This is a genomic window from Microbacterium sp. BH-3-3-3, assembly GCF_001792815.1.
Classification (GTDB): domain Bacteria; phylum Actinomycetota; class Actinomycetes; order Actinomycetales; family Microbacteriaceae; genus Microbacterium.
In genome coordinates, this window is the sequence record NZ_CP017674.1 from 809,666 (window position 1) to 827,135 (window position 17,470).

Genomic DNA, 17,470 nt, shown 5'->3' on the forward strand with positions numbered 1-17,470 from the left:
CTTCGCGTCGGCGGGGTGCCGTTCCGGCGGATCGATCAGCGGGTGAGCGCCGCCACCGCGTCGGCGACCGCGAGCGTCTCGCGCTCGCCCGTGCGGCGGTCCCACAGCTCGACCTGGCCCTCGGCGGCGCCACGGCCGACGATGAGGATGCGCGGGATGCCGACGAGCTCGGCGTCGCCGAACTTGACGCCGGGCGAGACCTTGGGGCGGTCGTCGTAGAGCACGTCGCGCCCCGCGGCCTCGAGCTGGGCGGCGACCGACTCGGCGAGCTCGAACGCCGCCGAGTCGCGACCGGTGGCGACGACGTGCACGTCGAACGGGGCGACCGACTCGGGCCAGATCAGGCCCTTCGCGTCGTTGTTGAGCTCGGCGATGATCGCGAGGATGCGGGTGACGCCGATGCCGTACGAGCCCATCGTGACCGTGGCGAGCTTGCCGTTCTCGTCGAGCACCTTCAGGCCCAGGGCCTCGGCGTACTTGCGACCGAGCTGGAAGACGTGACCAATCTCCATGCCGCGCGCGAGCTCCACGGGGCCCGAGCCGTCGGGAGCGGGGTCTCCGGGGCGCACGGTCGACACCTCGACGAAGCCGTCGCCGACGAAGTCGCGGCCGGCGACGAGCGAGTGCACGTGCTTCTGGTCGACGTTGGCGCCGGTGATCCACGCGGTGCCGTCGACGACGCGCGGGTCGAGGACGTACCGGATGCCGGTGGCCGATTCCTCGCCCAGCACGGCGCCCGTCGGCGACCAGGGGCCGATGTAGCCCTTGACCAGCAGGGGGTGCTTGGCGAAGTCAGCTTCGGTCGCGGCTTCGACCTCGGCGGGCGCGAAGGCGACCTCGACGCGCTTGTCGTCGACGTCGCGGTCGCCGGGAAGACCCACGACGACGAGCTCGCGCGTTCCGTCGAGGTGGGTGAGGGCCATCACGACGTTCTTCAGCGTGTGGGCGGCGGTCCACTCGGTGGCCCCGTCGGTCGCCGGGCCGGCGATACCGGGGGCGGGCGCGTCGAGGTGGGCGTTGCTGTGGTCGACGAGGGTCGCGATGGTGGGGGTGTTCGGGGAGTCGAAGATCACGGCATCCGGGCGGCCCTCGATCGGCAGTGCCTCGGGCACGACCGTGGTGAACGCCTCGACGTTGGCCGCGTAGCCACCGGCGGAGCGCACGAAGGTGTCTTCGCCGATGGGGGTCGGGTGCAGGAACTCCTCCGACTTCGAGCCGCCCATGGCACCGGCGTCGGCGGCGACGATGACGTACTCGAGGCCCAGGCGCGTGAAGATGCGCTCGTAGGCGTCGCGCTGCGCCTGGTACGAGACGTCGAGTCCGGCGTCGGTCGCGTCGAACGAGTACGCGTCCTTCATCGTGAACTCGCGGCCGCGCAGCAGGCCGGCGCGGGGGCGCGCCTCGTCTCGGTACTTGTCCTGGATCTGGTACAGCGTCAGCGGCAGGTCCTTGTACGACGAGTACAGGTCCTTCACCAGCAGGGTGAACATCTCTTCGTGCGTGGGAGCGAGCAGGTAGTCGGCGCCCTTGCGGTCCTGCAGGCGGAACAGCGCGTCGCCGTACTCCTCCCACCGGCCGGTCTGCTCGTACGGATCGCGGGGCAGGAGTGCGGGGAAGTGCACCTCGAAAGCACCGGCGTTCGCCATCTCCTCGCGCACGACCGTCTCGATCTTGGCCTTGACCTTCAGGCCCAGCGGCAGCCAGGCGAAGATGCCCGGGGCGTTGCGGCGGATGTAGCCGGCCCGCACGAGCAGGCGGTGGCTGGCCACCTCGGCATCGGAGGGGTCTTCACGGAGCGTGCGGAGGAAGAAGTTCGACAGACGGGTCACCACGAGAGTCGAGTCTAGGGCGGCGGATGCCGCGGCTCGCTCACGCCGTGGGCATCTGTCGGACGAAAGCGACGAGCGCATCGAGGCCGGATACGACGGCGTCCTGCGGCAGGTGGCCGGCGACGACGAGGGTCGCCATGCCGTGAGCGAGCGACCAGGCGCCCGCGACCGTGGCCTCCAGACGCTCTCCGCTCAGAGTCGGATCGACGGCGACGATCGCCTGGGCGATGAGGTCCTCATTTGCACGGATGAGCGGGGCCATCTCGGCGGACGGTGCACCGGGGATGCAGATCTCGGGGTCGAAGACCAGCGCGAAGCCTTGCGGGTGAGCGACGGCGTAGTCGACGTATGCGCTGGCGATGGCGCGAATGGCCGGCGCACCGGGCGTCACCTCGGCGACGGCGCGTCGTTGGCCTTCGAGGAGCTGCGCCATATGGCGCTCCGACAGGCGCTTGAGGAGCGCACGTCGGTCGGCGAAGTGGTGGTAGGGCGCGTTGTGGCTGACCCCCGCGCGCCGCGCGACTTCACGGAGGCTCAAGACGCCGACACCGCTCTCGGCGAGGAGTTCGTCCGCAGCGACGAGCAAAGCGGGGCCGAGATCGCCGTGGTGGTATTTCGACGATGTTGACACAGGCAAGATTCTAGCTATGTTGATATCGTCCAGATTCTGGACACTGTCCACATTAGGAGACCCATGACCGCGCTCGTCCTCGACGGACACCCTTCCGCCGACTCGCTCACCTCCGCCCTCGCTCGGCGTTACGCCGACGCGCACGGCGACGCGCGGCTCCTCGCCGTGCGCGACCTCGACTTCGACCCGGTCCTCCAGCGGGGATACCGGCAGAGGCAAGACCTGGAGCCCGACCTGGCCGACGCCCTCGACGCTTTGCTGGCCGCGTCGCACGTCGTCGTCGCGACGCCGGTGTGGTGGGCCTCCACCCCCGCACTGCTGAAGGGCTTCTTCGATCGCGTTCTCGTCCCGCAGCGCACCTATCGCTACGGGGCGAACGGCGTGCCGCAGGGCCTGCTGACCGCTCGCACCGGGCGACTCCTGCTGACCAGCGACTCTCCGCGATGGTTCCTCGCGTACACGGGAGACCCGACCCTCCGACAGGTCCGTAATCAGACGTTGCGCTTCTGCGGCATCCGTTCGGTGCGGACGACGCACTTCCCGTCGGTGCGCAGGTCCGACGACGCAGAGCGTCGCGCGTGGCTCGACCGAACCGCCGCCATCGCGCAGCGCGATGCGCGCCGCTGAGCGAGCGACACGGCCCGTACGGGCGGCGCAGTGTCCGTCACGGGCCGTGCAGAGCCCGGCGACGCCACCAGTGCGGCGCACGCCCGTGTCACGACACGTGACGAAGAAGAAGAAGAAGAAGAAGTCACCAGAGCACCGCCAACCCGGCGAGACCGGCGAAGGCGGCGTCGTCGGTGATGAGCGTCAGCGACTCGACCATCGCCTGCGCCGCGAGCATCCGGTCGAAGGGGTCGCGATGGTCCCACCGCATCGAACCCGCGAGAAGCGCGTGCGTCTCGTCGATGGCAAGCCGTTCGACGCCGAGGCGGTCGAGATGACGTTCGTAGCCGCCCACGAGCGCGTCCGCCCGGGGTAGCTTTCCGATCCGGTTCTTCGTGGCGATCTCCCAGGCCGACACCGCCGAGACAGTCAGTCGGGATGCCGGATCGGCGATCACCGACGACGACTGCGGTCCGAGTCGCTCGGGAGCGGTCAACGCCCACAACAGAGTGTGCGTGTCGAGAAGAAACCTCACGCCCCGTCTTCCCATGCGGCGAGCTCGTCGTCGGGGAGCGCATCGGCGAAGCCGGGAGGCACCTGGTAAGCGACGAACCCGAGTTCTCGACGGGACGGAGCATCGACGGCGACGAGCTTCGCCGCCGGCGTGTCGCCGCGCGCGATGACGACCTCGTCACCGCGCTGCACCGAGGCGATGAGAGCCGAGAGATGCGTTTTGGCGTACTGCACCTTCACGTGGGAGGTCTTCATGCCGGAATCCTCTCACCGCCGTGCGAGCTTGGTCAACCAGACCTGGTCACTGGTCTCTCCCACCGAGTGGGAGCACGGCATCCGCCGACGCCCCGCCCGTCAGCGGCGCCCCACGTGCAGCACCGCGCGTGTGACGAGACTCGCCACGAGCGCCCGGAAGGCCGCGCTCATCCCGAACACCGTGCCTCGTGCCGATCGAACAGCGCGGCGAGCGCGAGCTCGTCGCCTCGGCATACCCGGGGCCAGAGCCCGGCGTCGTCGTCCACCAACCCCTCCGGCGATGCGGTGCGTGCCGTCGCGGCGGGTGGGAGGTGGATGCCGAGAGCTCAGCCGAGGGCGGAGATGATCGCCGCGGTCACAGCTCGCAGCTGTTCCCTCGACAGATTCTCGCCGCTGACGTCGACGACCCCTCCGGCGGCGTTCGCGAGAAGGCGCCCGCCGTTGCCGTCTGCTGCGGGCATCCACCAGGCTGTCTGCGCTCCGCCGACCTCGACGGGGCTGCCGCCCGACTGCTCCCCCTCGCCCGGATCGGATCGCGCACCCGCGGCGAGGCTGACCCGCAGGCTGGGAGGATTCGTCTCGTCGTACGAGACCGGGACGAACGTGCACCAGGATGCCGCGCCCCGGGCCGTGAGAACCTCCCAGGCCTGACCTTGCGGCACGTTGTCGGTTCCGAGCGGTCCGAGATCGTCACGCCCGAGTGCCCCCTCCACCGCCCCCTCAAGCTGCTCGCCGCAGTCGGCGAGGCGCCACGCGCCGGGCGAGAGGGGCCGCTCGGTCCCCGGCGACACGGCTGCGCGCGCACCCGCCTCCGCGACCGCACGTACCGCGGTGGCGCCGTCGTCGGAACCGACGACCACCCACGCGTCGCCGAACCGCTCCGAGTAGTCGCAGGGCCCACCCCCGTCGCAGACGGGTGCCGCGCCGACCCGCGACCGGACCTCGTCCGGCACGACGGACCACGGCAGAACGGTGAGGTTCACCACCTGCCATTCGGCCGGGTCCTGGGCGCGCCACTGGCACGAGATCCCGCCGAGCCACCTCGCATCCCACACGATCGGCTCCCGCGACAGCCGCATCTCCACGCCCGCGATAGCCGAGACCGTGCTGTCGTCGAAGACGGTCGAACAGTCGCCGCCGAAAGCCAGAGCCGGCGCGGTCGGGGTCGGCGAGGGAGCGGTCGGGCTCAGGGTGGGCGTCGGCGTCGCGGTGAAGCGGGGCGTCGGCGCGGTCGCGTTCGGCGACGGCGAGGTCGCGATCTCGGGCGCGCTCAGCGTCGACGTCGCCGCCACTCCCCCGGCGATCGCGACGATCAGAGCCGCCGCCACCGATCCCGCGATCCAGGTGCCCCGGTGGGCGCCCGTCGGGGTGATCCCCCGCGCACCGCCGAGGATGCGTGCGCGCATCGCCGCTCGCTCATCGGGCGTCAGCTCGTCGTTCATGCCCGTGCTCCTTCCGGCGCGAGGTCGTCGCGCATCTTCGCCTTCGCGCGGGCGAGACGCGACTTGACCGTTCCCGCGGGGATGCCGAGGGCTTGGGCCACCTCGCGTTCGGCGTAGCCCTCGAGCACCGCCAGCACGACGACGGCCTGCTCCCGTTCGGGGAGCCGTTTCAGGGCGCCCAGCACGGCGCCGTCGTCGACGTCGGGCGCCGGAACGGGCGGTGCCGCGGGCACACGCTCGAGCAGGGTGCGGTACCGCCTCCCCGAGCGCTCGAGGTTGCGTGCGCAGTGCGCCACCGCCGTCAGCAGCCACGGCAGCGGAGACCCGTCGACCAGACGCACCGACGCGCGTTTGCGCCAGAGTTCGAAGAACGCCACCGTCACGGCATCCTTCGCGTCCTCGCGGTGCGTGAGCAGTCTCGTGGCGTGGCGGAACAGCCGCGCTTCGTGCCGATCGAACAGCGCGGCGAGCGCGAGCTCGTCGCCTCGGCATACCCGGGGCCAGAGCCCGGCGTCGTCGTCATCCACACTCTGTAGTGTCCACATCCCGCCCATCGGTTCCCTCGCGGGGAATGTTTTCGATGTCGGATCGGTAACGACGTCGCCGATCGGCGTCGACGGGCGCGCCGGATGCCGGGTGTGCGGCGCCCGCGCCGCGGGCATCGTCGACGCAGCCCCCGCGCCGTAGCCTGGAACGATGACCACGGTGCTTCTCACGGGCTTCGAGCCGTTCGCCGGTGACGCCACCAACCCCTCCGGTGATGCGGTGCGCGCCGTCTCGGCGGGCTGGAGCGGCCCCGAAGAGCTGATCGTCGAGGTGCTGCCGGTCACCTTCGACCGGGCGGACGCGCAGCTGCGGGCCCTCATCGACCGGTATCGACCCGACGTGGTGATCGCCACGGGACTCGCCGGCGGTCGCACGCAGGTCACCCCGGAGCGCGTGGCCATCAACCTGGCCGATGCCCGCATCCCCGACAACGACGGCGCCCAGCCCGTCGACCGCCCGATCGTCGAGGGCGCGCCCGCGGCGTACTTCGCGACCGTCCCGGTCAAGGCGATGGCGGCGGCGATGGGCGAGGCCGGCATTCCCGCCGCGGTGTCGTACTCGGCGGGCACGTTCGTGTGCAACCAGGTGATGTTCGCCGCCCTGCACGCGACGGCGTCGACGCCGGGGGCGCGCGCGGGGTTCGTGCACGTCCCGTACGCGAGCGAGGACGCCCCCGTCGGCGCCCCGTCGCTCCCGCTGGCCGACATCGTGCGCGCGCTCGAGAGCGCGGTGCGCGCCGCGATCGACGTGCCGACGGATCTCGCCGTGTCGGCCGGCACCCTGCACTGAGGCCGCGCGCAGCCCCCGGGCTCAGCCGGCGCGGCGCCCCACGTGCAGCACCGCGCGCGTGACGAGGCCCGCCACGAGCGCCCAGAAGGCCGCGCTCACCCCGAACACCGCGATCCCGGATGCCGCGACCAGGAACGTCACCACGGCGGGGAGCCGCTCGCCGGGATCATCGATGGCCTGCTGCACCGCCGAGCCGAAGGCGCCGAACAGCGCGACGCCCGCCACCGCCGGGATGACGCCTGCCGGGGCCAGCAGCACGATCGCGGCAAAGGCCGCCGACAGCGCGCCCAGCACGAGATAGGTGCTGCCCGCCGAGACGCCCGCCACCCAGCGCTTCTTCGGGTCGGGGTGGGAGTCGGGGCCGGCGGCGATCGCCGCGCTGATGGCCCCCAGGTTCATCGCGTGTCCGCCGAAGCCCGCCGCGGCGGCCGATCCGAGGCCGGTGACCAGCATCGCGGGGCGCCACGGGATCGTGTAGCCGAGGCTGCGCATCACGGCGACGCCGGGGACGTTCTGCGACGCCATGGTCACCACGAACAGCGGCAGCGCGATGCCCACCACCGATCCGACGGTGAGCGTGGGGACGGTGAACTCCAGCCGCGGCAGCAAGGTCGCGGCATCCGCGTCGACGCCGGTACGCGCCAGCTCCACGGCGACCACGGCGATGGCGGCGAGGAAGGCCAGCGGCACGGCCCAGCGGGGCAGCAGACGCGAGGCCACGAGCCAGACGATCAGCACCGGTGCCACGCCCCACGGGTCTTGGATCAGGCCCAGGAACGGTGCCACGCACAGCGGCAGCAGCACACCGGCCAGCATCGCCTGCGCGATCGAGGGGGGAATGCGGGCGATCAGGGCCCCGAGCGGGGGGAACAGCGCGGTGCAGAGGATGAGCGCCGCCGACACGAGGAAGCCGCCCACCACGGCGGGCCATCCGCCGTCGACCGCACCCGTGGCGGCGAGCAACGCGACGCCGGGGGTCGACCACGCGACGGTGATGGGAATGCGGTAGCGCCCCGCGAGAACGATGCACCCGACACCGACGACCAGGGTGATGGCGAGCAGCCCGCTGGCCGCCTGCTCCGCCGTCGCCCCGACGGCCCGGAGACCGGTGAGGACGACCGCGAAAGTGCTGGTGAAGCCGACGAGGGCGGTGACCACCCCGGCGATGAGCGGACGGGTGAGGGAGGCGGCGGGATTCTCGGTCATGACGATGCCGACGCTAGCGGAACCCCGCAGCGCGCCGGCGACGCCGTTGCGCGCGGCGGCCGGGTGAGCGCCGCGTCAGGCCGTGATGACCTGCGCGGTGCCGGTGGCGGCGTCGGGGCCCATCTCGGCGGCGAGGCGGTTGGCCTCGGCGATGAGGGTCGCCACGATCTCGGACTCGGGGACGGTCTTCACGACCTCGCCCTTCACGAAGATCTGGCCCTTGCCGTTGCCCGAGGCGACGCCCAGGTCGGCGTCGCGCGCTTCTCCGGGGCCGTTGACGACGCAGCCCATGACGGCCACGCGCAGCGGCACGGTCATGTCCTTGAGGCCCTCGGTGACGTCGTCGGCGAGCGTGTAGACGTCGACCTGCGCGCGGCCGCACGAGGGGCACGAGACGATCTCGAGCTTGCGCTCGCGGAGGTTCAGCGACTGCAGGATCTGGTGGCCGACCTTGACCTCTTCGGCGGGCGGGGCCGAGAGCGAGACGCGGATCGTGTCGCCGATGCCCTCCGACAGCAGGATACCGAAGGCCGTGGCGCTCTTGATCGTGCCCTGGAACGCGGGGCCGGCCTCGGTGACGCCGAGGTGCAGGGGCCAGTCGCCCCGCTCGGCGAGCAGTCGGTAGGCCTTCACCATGACGATGGGGTCGTTGTGCTTGACCGAGATCTTGAAGTCGTGGAAGTCGTGCTCCTCGAACAGCGAGGCCTCCCATACGGCGCTCTCGACGAGCGCCTCGGGCGTGGCCTTGCCGTACTTCTCGAGCAGGCGGCGATCGAGCGACCCGGCGTTCACCCCGATGCGCAGCGACACGCCCGCGGCCTTGGCCGCCTTCGCGATCGCGCCGACCTGGTCGTCGAACTTGCGGATGTTGCCCGGGTTCACGCGCACCGCGCCGCAGCCGGCGTCGATCGCCTGGAAGACGTACTTCGGCTGGAAGTGGATGTCGGCGATGACCGGGATCTGGCTCTTCTTCGCGATGATGTGCAGCACGTCGGCGTCGTCTTGCGACGGCACGGCCACGCGCACGATCTCGCAGCCGGATGCCGTGAGCTCGGCGATCTGCTGAAGGGTGGCGTTGATGTTGGTGGTGGGAGTCGTGCACATCGACTGCACGCTCACGGGGGCGTCACCGCCCACGAGCACCTTGCCCACCTTGATCTGGCGGGTCTTGCGACGAGGCGCGAGGACCTCCGGCACGCGGGGCATCCCGATGTTCACTGCAGGCACGGACTCAGCCTACGCCGTGGTACCCGGACGGGGGCTGAAGGTGCCCTGTGGTAGGTTCGGCGCCATGCGCGCGCACACATCCTGGTGGCACACCGTCTAGGCGGTGCGCTCGCATGCAACAGACCGCCCTCCCCCTGGGGAACCCGGGCGGTCTTCGTGTTTTCGGCGGCCGCTTTGGACCCTCGCTCACAGACGGAAGTTATCTCGATGACCGGGCCCGACCCCTCCTCCCTGCTCCTCGACCTCGCCGCAGGTTCTGCCCCCTTCGCCGTGATCGCCCGTGACGGCGTCACGGTCGAGGTCCTCACGGGCGACGTCGTCGACGTCGACCTGCTGGCCGACGTGCCGCTCGTCGACGACGCCGGCACACCCCGCGAAGTGCTCGCCCTCGTGCCGTACCGCCAGGTGCGCGAGCGCGGCTTCGTCTGCCACGACGACGGCGCGCCGCTGCGATGCCTCGTCATCGACCAGCGCATCTCGCTCCCCCGCGCCGAGGTACTGGCATCCCTGCCGACGACCGCGATCCCCCTGCACGACGCCGGCTTCGACATCACCGACGAGGACTACGCCGACATCGTGCGCGAGGTCATCGCCGATGAGATCGGCCGCGGCGAGGGTGCCAACTTCGTCATCCGTCGCGACTTCGTCGCCGGGGTCGACGTCGACCCGCGGATCGCCGCGCTCACCTGGTTCCGCGCGCTGCTCGAGCACGAGAAGGGCGCCTACTGGACCTTCGCCGTCGTGACCGACGGGCACATCGCCGTGGGCGCGAGCCCCGAGGCGCACGTCAGCGCCCAGGGCGGCATCGTCACGATGAACCCCATCTCGGGCACCTTCCGTCACCCGGCGGGCGGGGCGACGTCCGAGACCCTCGCGGAGTTCCTGCGCTCGACCAAAGAGACCGAAGAGCTCTTCATGGTCGTCGACGAGGAGTTGAAGATGATGAGCGCCGTCTGCAGCGACGGCGGACGCATCACCGGTCCCCACCTCAAAGAGATGTCGCGCCTGACGCACACCGAGTACATGCTGCGCGGGCGCAGCGACCTCGACCCGCGCGACATCCTGCGCGAGACGATGTTCGCGCCCACCGTCACCGGCTCCCCCATGCAGAACGCCTGCACGGTGATCGCGCGCCACGAGACGACCCCCCGCGGCTACTACTCCGGCGTCGCCGCGCTCTTCACCCCGAACGGCGCCACCGAGGGACCCACGCACGACCTCGACGCACCCATCCTCATCCGCACGGCCTACCTGGTCGACGGGCGGCTGCGCGTGCCGGTCGGCGCGACGCTCGTGCGCCACTCCGACCCGTACGGCGAGGTCGGCGAGACCCACGGCAAGGCCGCCGGCGTGCTCGGTGCGATCGGCGCGATCCCCCGCGACATGACGCCCGCCGCTCCCGCCGACGCCGATCCCGACGCACCGGCGGCCCCGCGCCGCCCCCTCGGCGAGGATCCCGCGATCGCCGAGCTGCTGGCATCCCGCAACGACCGCCTCGCACCGTTCTGGATGAACCCGCAGGATCCCGACGGCTCCGGTCCCTTCGCGGGCCGCACGGCGCTCGTCGTCGACGCCGAGGACCGCTTCACCACGATGCTCGCGCACCAGCTGCGCCACCTGGGTCTCGACACCCGTATCGTGCACTGGTCCGAGGTCTCCGACGACGACCTCGACGCCGCCGACCTGGTGGTCTCGGGCCCCGGCCCCGGCGACCCGCGCGACGACAGCCCGCGCATGAGCGCGATGCGCCACGTCGTCGGACGCCGCCGCGCCGCATCGACGCCGTTGCTGGCGGTGTGCCTGAGCCACCAGATCCTCGCCGACTCGCTGGGGATCGACCTCGAACCCCTCGCCCGGCCGCACCAGGGCCTGCAGAAGAGCGTCGAGCTGTTCGGCGAGTCCGCCTCGATCGGGTTCTACAACACGTTCACGGCGCGGGTGGCTGCCGGAGACACGCAGCGCGGCCTCGCCGTCGGCTCCGCGGCCGGCACGACGCAGACCGTCACCGACGTCGCGGCGGATGCCGAGACGGGCGACGTCTACGCGCTCCGCGGCCCGGGCTACGCCTCGGTGCAGGGTCACCTCGAGTCGATCCTGTCGCGCGACGGCATGCGCACGCTGGAGCGTCTCATCGCCCACGTGCTCTGAGGCCGGAGGCGAACGGCACGCCTCCTACACAAGCGACAGCGGCCGCCCCCGTTCCGGGTGCGGCCGCGTCGATGTGCCGGAGCACTGCGCCGGCGACGAGAGCGCCGCGTCCGCCTAGAGCAGCTTCACCGGGTTGAAGATGTCGGCGAGGAACAGCACGCCGCCCATCCCGACGAGCAGGATCACCACCACGAAGGTCACCGGCACCAGGCGGGTCGCGTCGACCGGCTTGGCGATGCGCCCGCGAGCGCGCGCGAGGACTTTCTTCAGACCGTCCCAGAGGGCGACGACGATGTGGCCGCCGTCGAGCGGCAGCAGCGGGATGAGGTTGAAGACGAAGAGAGCGACGTTCAGACCCGCCAGGAGGGCGATGATCGACTGCACTCGGTCGAGGATCGGCGCGTCCACCGCGGCGATGTCGCCCGCGAGGCGGCCCGCACCCACCACGCTCATGGGGCTGGTGGGGTCCCGGGGCTGACCGGTGAGGGTGTCGACCGCGGTGTCGTAGATGCGCACGGGCAGGGTCGCCACGATCCGGCCGACCGCCTCGATCTGGGTGATCGTCGCCTGGGGACCGCTCCACAGGGGCTGCGGCACGAGGGACTGCTGCGCGGTCACGCCGGCGAAGCCGACGGTCTCGAACTCGGGGGCACCCGACGCGTCGACGACCGGGCGACCCTGGGCGTCGGTGACGGCGCGATCGGTGGTCTGCGGGGTGAACTGCACGGTCTGCTGCGCCCCATCGCGTTCGATGACGACCGAGAGCGGCGTGCCCGGCGAGCGCTGGATGATCGCCGCGGCGTCGGCGAACGTCGCCACCGGCGTCCCGTCGATCGACACGATCGTGTCGCCCGGCTCGATGCCCGCGGCGGCGGCGGGGGCGACGGGATCGGCCGACGTGCACGCGTCGCGCTGCTGGCTCGCCGGGATCACGCACTGCGAGACCGACGCGACGGTGGTGGTGCCCTGCTGCACGCCGATGCCGCTCAGCGCGATCGAGAACAGCACGACGGCGAGCACGAGGTTCATCAGCGGGCCGCCGAGCATGACGATCACGCGCTTCCAGACCGGGAGCTTGTAGAAGACGCGATCGTCGGCGGCGACGAGCGTCTCGGCGTTGGCGTCGCGGGCGTCCTGCACCATCGTGGCGAAGAAGCGCGACCGGCGGGTGCCGGGCTCGTCCTCGTCGGGGGCGGGCGGATACATGCCCGCCATCGAGATGTACCCGCCGAGCGGCAGGGCCTTGACGCCGTACTCGGTCTCGCCGATGCGCTTCGACCAGAGCGTGGGCCCCAGGCCGATCATGTACTGCCCGACGCGCACGCCGAAGAGCTTGGCGGGCACCAGGTGCCCGACCTCGTGCAACGCGATCGAGACGGCCAGGCCGAGCACGAGCACGATGACGCCGAGGAGGAACGCGATCGCAGTCACCCGCCGACGATACCGCCGCATCCCTTTGAACCGCCCGTGCGGCCGCGATGCGGTGTCTGTGCGACACCGGATGCGACAATGGACGAGATGCCGACCCACGCGCCCTCGAACCTCCCGCCCGTGCTCCGGCCGGAGCGTCCGCCCCGCCGCGACCTCGCGGAACTCGCCCGCCGCTTCGGCGTGCGCAGCTCCGGCGACGTCGACGGCACGACCCTCACCGGCATCACGCTGGCCACCGCCGATCTGCGCGCGGGCGAGGCCTTCGTCGCGATCCGCGGAGTCAACCGCCACGGTGCCGAGTTCAGCGCGACCGCCGCCGAGCGCGGTGCGGTCGCGGTGATCACCGATGCCGACGGCGCCGAGATCGCAGGCCCCGCGGGTCTTCCGATCGTCGTGGTCGACGATCCCCGCGCCCTGCTGGGCGACCTGTCGGCCTGGGTCTACGGCACCGGTCCCGACGACGAGCTCCCCCAGTTGCTCGCCACGACCGGCACGAACGGCAAGACGAGCGTGTCGCACCTGCTCGAGGGGATCCTGGGGCAGCTCGGGGTCGTCACGGGTCTGTCGTCGACGGCCGAGCGTCACATCGCGGGCGACGTCATCGTGTCGCGGTTGACGACTCCCGAGGCCTCGGAGTTCCACGCCCTGCTCGCCCTCATGCGCGAGCGCGGTGTGCAGGCCGTCGCGGTCGAGGTCAGCGCCCAGGCGCTCACCCGGCACCGCGTCGACGGTCTGGTCTTCGACGTCGCCGGCTTCACCAACCTCACCCACGACCACCTCGACGACTACGCCGACATGCGCGAGTACTTCGAGGCCAAGCTCCCGCTGTTCCGTCCCGACCGCGCACGACGGGGGGTCGTCTGCCTCGACTCCGCCTCGGGTGCCGAGATCGCGGCCCGCGCCGAGATCCCCGTCGTGACCATCGCGACACCGGCCATCGCCGACGACGCCGCCGCGGCGGAACACGCCGACTGGGTCGTCGAGATCGTCGACGAGCGTCAGGAGGGCACCGAGTTCACGCTGCGCGATCGCGCGGGCCGCTCGCTCACCACCGTCGTGCCGGTGATCGGCCGGCACATGGCCGCCAACGCGGGTCTGGCGATCGTCATGCTGCTCGAGACCGGCTACACGTGGGAGCACCTGTTCAGCACCCTCGACGGCGAGCGCATCGAGGCCTCGCTCCCCGGCCGCACGCAGCTCGTCTCGGGCGCCGACGGGCCCGCGGTCTACGTCGACTTCGGGCACTCCCCCGACGCGTTCGAGAAGACGCTCGCGGCGGTCCGCCGCGTGACGCCCGGAAAGGTCGTCATGGTGTTCGGCGCCGACGGCGATCGCGACGCGACCAAGCGTCTCGACATGGGCCGCACCGCCGTCCTCGGCAGCGACGTGCTCATCGTCACCGACCACCACCCCCGTCACGAGAACCCGGATGCCATTCGCACGGTGCTCGTCGAGGGCGCGCGCCGTGCCCGCCCCGACGCCGAGGTCCACGAGTTCACCCCGCCCGAGCGGGCGATCCTCGAGGCCGTGAAGCTCGTCGGCGAGGGCGACGCCATCCTGTGGGCCGGCCCCGGCCACCAGGACTACCGCGACATCCGGGGCGTTCGCACCCCGTACTCGGCGCGTGAGCTGTCGCGCCGCGCGCTGCGCGCGGCCGGCTGGGCCGTGCCGGATCCGCAGTGGCCCGTTCCGTACCCCGCCGACCGGACGCCGTCGTCGGATCCCGAGCGCCCGGTCGACTTCCCGGCCTGACGCCCGCCCGTCCCGCGGATCCGCGACCCGACGCCGCCCGGCGCGTGAGGACGGCGCTGCCGCCCCGCGCGCGAAGCCCCGCGGGAGCGGGAGCCCGCGAGCCGTCGTCAGCGCGCGGCGATGATCGCGTCGGCCGTGCGTCGCGCCCAGGCCTCGGCCTCGGCCAGCGACTCCCGCGTGAGCGTCGACGGCGGCTCGTGCTGGTCGACCACGCGCTCAATGAGGTCGACGATGTCCAGGAAGCTCAGTCGCCCCTCGTGGAACGCGTCGACAGCTTGCTCGTTGGCGGCGTTGAACACGGCGGGGTAGGTCGCCCCCGCGCGTCCGACGCGCTTGGCCAGGGCGACCGAGCCGAAGGCCTCCTCGTCGAGGGGCTCGAAGGTCCACTGCGAGGCGCGCGTCCAATCCAGGGGCGCGCCGACGCCGGCGACGCGGTGCGGCCAGTCGAGCCCGAGCGAGATGGGCAGTCGCATGTCCGGCGGCGACGCCTGGGCGATCGTGGAGCCGTCGACGAACTCCACCATCGAGTGCACGATCGACTGCGGGTGCACCGTGACGTCGATGCGGTCGTAGGGCACGTCGAACAGCAGGTGCGCTTCGATGACCTCGAGGCCCTTGTTGACCAGGGTCGCGGAGTTCGTGGTGACCACGCGGCCCATGTCCCAGGTGGGGTGCGCGAGCGCCTCGGCGGGGGTGACGTCGGCGAGCTGGGCCCGCGAGCGCCCGCGGAAGGGGCCTCCGGATGCCGTGAGCACCAGCCGGCGCACCTCGTGCGCCTCACCGGAGCGCAACGCCTGCGCGATCGCGGAGTGCTCGGAGTCGACCGGCACGATCTGGCCCGGTGCGGCGAGCGCGGTGACGAGCGAACCGCCGACGATCAGCGACTCCTTGTTGGCGAGGGCGAGGGTGCGGCCCTCTTCGAGCGCGGCGATCGTGGGGCCGAGGCCGACCGAACCGGTGATGCCGTTGAGCACCACGTCGGCCTCGACGTCGCGGACGAGCTGCTCGGCGTCGGCCGCGCCGAGCGCCGTGTGCTCCACGCCGAACTCCTCGGCCTGCGCGTGTAGGCCGGCGCGGTCGGTGCCGGCGGCGAGGCCGACGACCTCGAAGCGGTCGGCGTTGGCACGGATGACGTCGAGCGCCTGCGTGCCGATCGAACCGGTGGAACCGAGGATGAGGACGCGGCGCATCCCGTCAGCCTACTGAGCGGCTGCGGGAGCGTGCTGGACGCCGAGGATGTCGACCACGAAGACGAGGGTCGAGTTCGCCGGGATCGCTCCCTGCTCCTGGTCGCCGTAGCCGTCGGCGGGAGGGATGACGGCGAGCACCTGCGAACCGACCGTCTGGCCCTCGAGTGCCTGCCGGAAGCCCGCGACGACACCCGTGGTCGGGAACTCGGTGGGCATGCCCTTGTCCCAGCTCGAGTCGAACACGGTACCGCCGTCGTAGAGCACGCCGGTGTACTGCACGATCACCTGGTCGCCGGGGTTGACCACGTCGCCGTCGCCCCGGCGCAGGTTCTCGATGCGCGTCTCGGTGGGAGCGGGCGTGGTCGGCACGGTGATGGTGGGAGCGCCGTCGTCGGCCAGCGTGACCGTGGGCATGCCGTCGACGGGCGGGACCTCGGTGCCGGTGGCGCGCGTGGGCAGCTCTTCGATGGCGTCGGCCACGAGCACGTAGGCCGGCGACCCGTCGCCGAGCAGGCCGGCGGGGAAGGTCGACACCGTGCGCGAGCCGATCGGCACGCATGACAGGGCCGCGCCGAAGATCTGCTGCGCGTTGACGACCATGTCCATGCCCGCGGGATCGGTCGTCAGGGAGTCGAGCGCGACGGCACCGCTGGCGGCGTCGATCACGGTGTAGTTCGCCTTGACGATGTCGCCGGGGGCGATCTCGGCGCCCGAGCCCTCGATGAGGGTGGTGCGCTGCACGTCGGTCGGCGTGAAGCCGTCGGGACGCGTGACGGTGACGGGGCCCTGGAAGTCACCCGACACCTCGAGCCCGGCGGGGACCTCGCCGGTGAACGGGGTCTGGCACGCTCCGGCGTCCGGGGTCGCACTGGCATCCGGGGTCTGCGCCTGATCGGGCGAACCGGTGCATCCGGCCAGCAGCAGCACCGCGGCGGCGGCGACGGACAGGGAAGCGATCGGGCGGAAGCGCACGGGAGACCTCTCGAGAAGAACGGGGAACGTCCATCCTGGCGCACCCGGCTTTGTCGATCCTGGGAGTCCCCGCGCGCACACCGTCGCGCCCGGGCACGCAGACGCGGGTGCGCACACGCGGGCGGGCATGCGCGACCCGGCATGCGGCGGCGAGTAACCTCGACGGGTGAGTTCCGACGCCGCCGAGACCCCCGCCGCCGCGCCGCAGCAGATGGGTGCGGCCTACGGCCTCGGCCGTTTCCTGATCGCCCCGCTGGCGCGGGCCGTCTACCGCCCGCGCATCGAGGGCCGTGAGAACGTGCCGCGCACGGGCCCGGTGATCTTCGCCAGCAACCACCTGTCGTTCATCGACTCGATCGCCATCCCGGTCGCGGCTCCCCGCCCCGTGCACTTCATGGCGAAGTCGTCGTACTTCGAGAAGTGGGCCTCGCGGCAGTTCTTCACCGCCATCGGCGCGATCCCCGTCGAGCGTGGCGCCGGCCAGAAGGCCCTCGACGCGCTCGATCAGCAACGCGCGCTGCTCGACGACGGCCGCGCGGTGGCGCTGTACCCCGAGGGCACGCGGTCTCTCGACGGCCGGTTGTACAAGGGCCGCACGGGCGTGGCGTTCCTCGCGCTCCAGACCGGGGCCCCCGTCGTTCCGGTCGGTCTCATCGGCACCGACAAGGTCATGCCCGTGGGCGCGAAGATCCCGACGACCCAGGAGCGCATCACGGTGCGCTTCGGCACGCCCCTCGACCTCTCCCCGCACGGCCCCGCGTCCTCGGGCCGCGCCCGTCGACTCGCGACCGACGAGATCATGGCCGCGATCCACGCGCTCAGCGAGCAGCAGCTCGCGAACGCGTACAACGAGGCTCCGGCCCAGAACCCCCTCGAGCGCATCAAGCAGGTCTTGCCGCACGAGCGCCTCTGAGCCTTTGCCGCTTGACGCGG

General features: G+C 71.8%; 16 protein-coding genes. 5 read left to right on the plus strand and 11 right to left on the minus strand.

Going from position 1 to position 17,470, the window contains the following annotated elements; translation table 11 throughout:
- Nucleotides 1–35: 35 nt before the first annotated feature.
- The gene (locus BJP65_RS03815) at nucleotides 36–1,832 is read right to left on the minus strand and encodes a proline--tRNA ligase (RefSeq protein ID WP_070408264.1); all 1,797 of its coding nucleotides are present in this window, start codon (nucleotides 1,830–1,832) and stop codon (nucleotides 36–38) included.
- Nucleotides 1,833–1,869: 37 nt separating this feature from the next.
- Nucleotides 1,870–2,460, minus strand: a complete 591-nt coding sequence (locus BJP65_RS03820) for a TetR/AcrR family transcriptional regulator (RefSeq protein ID WP_070408265.1) — start codon at nucleotides 2,458–2,460, stop codon at nucleotides 1,870–1,872.
- 63 nt (nucleotides 2,461–2,523) lie between these two features.
- On the opposite strand from BJP65_RS03820, the gene BJP65_RS03825 reads away from it, so the two are divergent.
- Nucleotides 2,524–3,087 (plus strand): NAD(P)H-dependent oxidoreductase, encoded by a 564-nt coding sequence (locus BJP65_RS03825; RefSeq protein ID WP_070408266.1) that lies wholly within the window; start codon nucleotides 2,524–2,526, stop codon nucleotides 3,085–3,087.
- A 124-nt stretch (nucleotides 3,088–3,211) separates the two neighbouring features.
- Here BJP65_RS03825 and BJP65_RS03830 read toward each other — a convergent pair whose 3' ends face one another.
- The 4 genes from BJP65_RS03830 to BJP65_RS03845 all read right to left on the minus strand — a co-directional run bounded on the left by BJP65_RS03830 (nucleotide 3,212) and on the right by BJP65_RS03845 (nucleotide 5,803).
- A complete protein-coding gene (locus tag BJP65_RS03830; RefSeq protein ID WP_258027520.1) occupies nucleotides 3,212–3,601 on the minus strand; it encodes a type II toxin-antitoxin system VapC family toxin in 390 nt (129 codons plus the stop codon).
- On the minus strand, nucleotides 3,598–3,834 hold the full coding sequence (locus BJP65_RS03835; RefSeq protein ID WP_070408268.1) for a type II toxin-antitoxin system Phd/YefM family antitoxin: 237 nt from the start codon (nucleotides 3,832–3,834) through the stop codon (nucleotides 3,598–3,600). The genes BJP65_RS03830 and BJP65_RS03835 overlap by 4 nt, the downstream gene beginning before the upstream one ends.
- A 326-nt stretch (nucleotides 3,835–4,160) precedes the next feature.
- Entirely contained in the window at nucleotides 4,161–5,276 is a 1,116-nt protein-coding gene (locus tag BJP65_RS03840) for a hypothetical protein (RefSeq protein WP_070408269.1), read from the minus strand.
- A complete protein-coding gene (locus tag BJP65_RS03845) occupies nucleotides 5,273–5,803 on the minus strand; it encodes an RNA polymerase sigma factor (RefSeq protein ID WP_181015975.1) in 531 nt (176 codons plus the stop codon). Before BJP65_RS03845 ends, BJP65_RS03840 begins: the two co-directional genes overlap by 4 nt.
- A gap of 169 nt (nucleotides 5,804–5,972) precedes the next feature.
- Here BJP65_RS03845 and pcp point away from each other — a divergent pair, with 169 nt between their 5' ends.
- Nucleotides 5,973–6,611, plus strand: a complete 639-nt coding sequence (gene pcp, locus BJP65_RS03850; protein WP_070408271.1) for a pyroglutamyl-peptidase I — start codon at nucleotides 5,973–5,975, stop codon at nucleotides 6,609–6,611.
- 21 nt (nucleotides 6,612–6,632) lie between these two features.
- Here the strand turns inward: pcp and BJP65_RS03855 are convergent, their stop codons facing one another.
- The gene (locus BJP65_RS03855) at nucleotides 6,633–7,817 is read right to left on the minus strand and encodes a benzoate/H(+) symporter BenE family transporter (RefSeq protein ID WP_070408272.1); all 1,185 of its coding nucleotides are present in this window, start codon (nucleotides 7,815–7,817) and stop codon (nucleotides 6,633–6,635) included.
- A 75-nt stretch (nucleotides 7,818–7,892) separates the two neighbouring features.
- Nucleotides 7,893–9,044 carry a flavodoxin-dependent (E)-4-hydroxy-3-methylbut-2-enyl-diphosphate synthase gene (gene ispG, locus BJP65_RS03860; RefSeq protein ID WP_181015976.1) on the minus strand — a complete coding sequence of 384 codons (1,152 nt, stop codon included), beginning with the start codon at nucleotides 9,042–9,044 and terminating at the stop codon, nucleotides 7,893–7,895.
- A gap of 207 nt (nucleotides 9,045–9,251) precedes the next feature.
- Between ispG and BJP65_RS03865 the strand changes: the two genes are divergently transcribed.
- Entirely contained in the window at nucleotides 9,252–11,192 is a 1,941-nt protein-coding gene (locus tag BJP65_RS03865) for an anthranilate synthase family protein (protein ID WP_070408273.1), read from the plus strand.
- 114 nt (nucleotides 11,193–11,306) lie between these two features.
- Here the strand turns inward: BJP65_RS03865 and BJP65_RS03870 are convergent, their stop codons facing one another.
- A complete protein-coding gene (locus BJP65_RS03870; protein WP_070408274.1) occupies nucleotides 11,307–12,623 on the minus strand; it encodes an RIP metalloprotease in 1,317 nt (438 codons plus the stop codon).
- 87 nt (nucleotides 12,624–12,710) lie between these two features.
- Between BJP65_RS03870 and BJP65_RS03875 the strand changes: the two genes are divergently transcribed.
- A complete protein-coding gene (locus BJP65_RS03875; RefSeq protein ID WP_181015977.1) occupies nucleotides 12,711–14,375 on the plus strand; it encodes a Mur ligase family protein in 1,665 nt (554 codons plus the stop codon).
- Between the two features lie 107 nt (nucleotides 14,376–14,482).
- Here BJP65_RS03875 and dxr read toward each other — a convergent pair whose 3' ends face one another.
- Entirely contained in the window at nucleotides 14,483–15,565 is a 1,083-nt protein-coding gene (gene dxr / locus BJP65_RS03880; protein WP_070408275.1) for a 1-deoxy-D-xylulose-5-phosphate reductoisomerase, read from the minus strand.
- A gap of 9 nt (nucleotides 15,566–15,574) precedes the next feature.
- Entirely contained in the window at nucleotides 15,575–16,537 is a 963-nt protein-coding gene (locus BJP65_RS03885; protein ID WP_070408276.1) for an FKBP-type peptidyl-prolyl cis-trans isomerase, read from the minus strand.
- Nucleotides 16,538–16,748: 211 nt separating this feature from the next.
- Between BJP65_RS03885 and BJP65_RS03890 the strand changes: the two genes are divergently transcribed.
- Nucleotides 16,749–17,450, plus strand: a complete 702-nt coding sequence (locus BJP65_RS03890) for a 1-acyl-sn-glycerol-3-phosphate acyltransferase (protein WP_194717045.1) — start codon at nucleotides 16,749–16,751, stop codon at nucleotides 17,448–17,450.
- The last annotated feature ends 20 nt before the right edge of the window (nucleotides 17,451–17,470 follow it).

Coding starts and splice junctions, on each gene's coding strand:
- BJP65_RS03825 (WP_070408266.1), top strand. CDS start 2,524: ATGACCGCGCTCGTCCTCGACGGACACCCTTCCGCCGACTCGCTCACC.
- BJP65_RS03835 (WP_070408268.1), bottom strand. CDS start 3,834: ATGAAGACCTCCCACGTGAAGGTGCAGTACGCCAAAACGCATCTCTCG.
- BJP65_RS03840 (WP_070408269.1), bottom strand. CDS start 5,276: ATGAACGACGAGCTGACGCCCGATGAGCGAGCGGCGATGCGCGCACGC.
- pcp (WP_070408271.1), top strand. CDS start 5,973: ATGACCACGGTGCTTCTCACGGGCTTCGAGCCGTTCGCCGGTGACGCC.
- BJP65_RS03855 (WP_070408272.1), bottom strand. CDS start 7,817: ATGACCGAGAATCCCGCCGCCTCCCTCACCCGTCCGCTCATCGCCGGG.
- BJP65_RS03865 (WP_070408273.1), top strand. CDS start 9,252: ATGACCGGGCCCGACCCCTCCTCCCTGCTCCTCGACCTCGCCGCAGGT.
- BJP65_RS03875 (WP_181015977.1), top strand. CDS start 12,711: ATGCCGACCCACGCGCCCTCGAACCTCCCGCCCGTGCTCCGGCCGGAG.
- dxr (WP_070408275.1), bottom strand. CDS start 15,565: ATGCGCCGCGTCCTCATCCTCGGTTCCACCGGTTCGATCGGCACGCAG.
- BJP65_RS03890 (WP_194717045.1), top strand. CDS start 16,749: ATGGGTGCGGCCTACGGCCTCGGCCGTTTCCTGATCGCCCCGCTGGCG.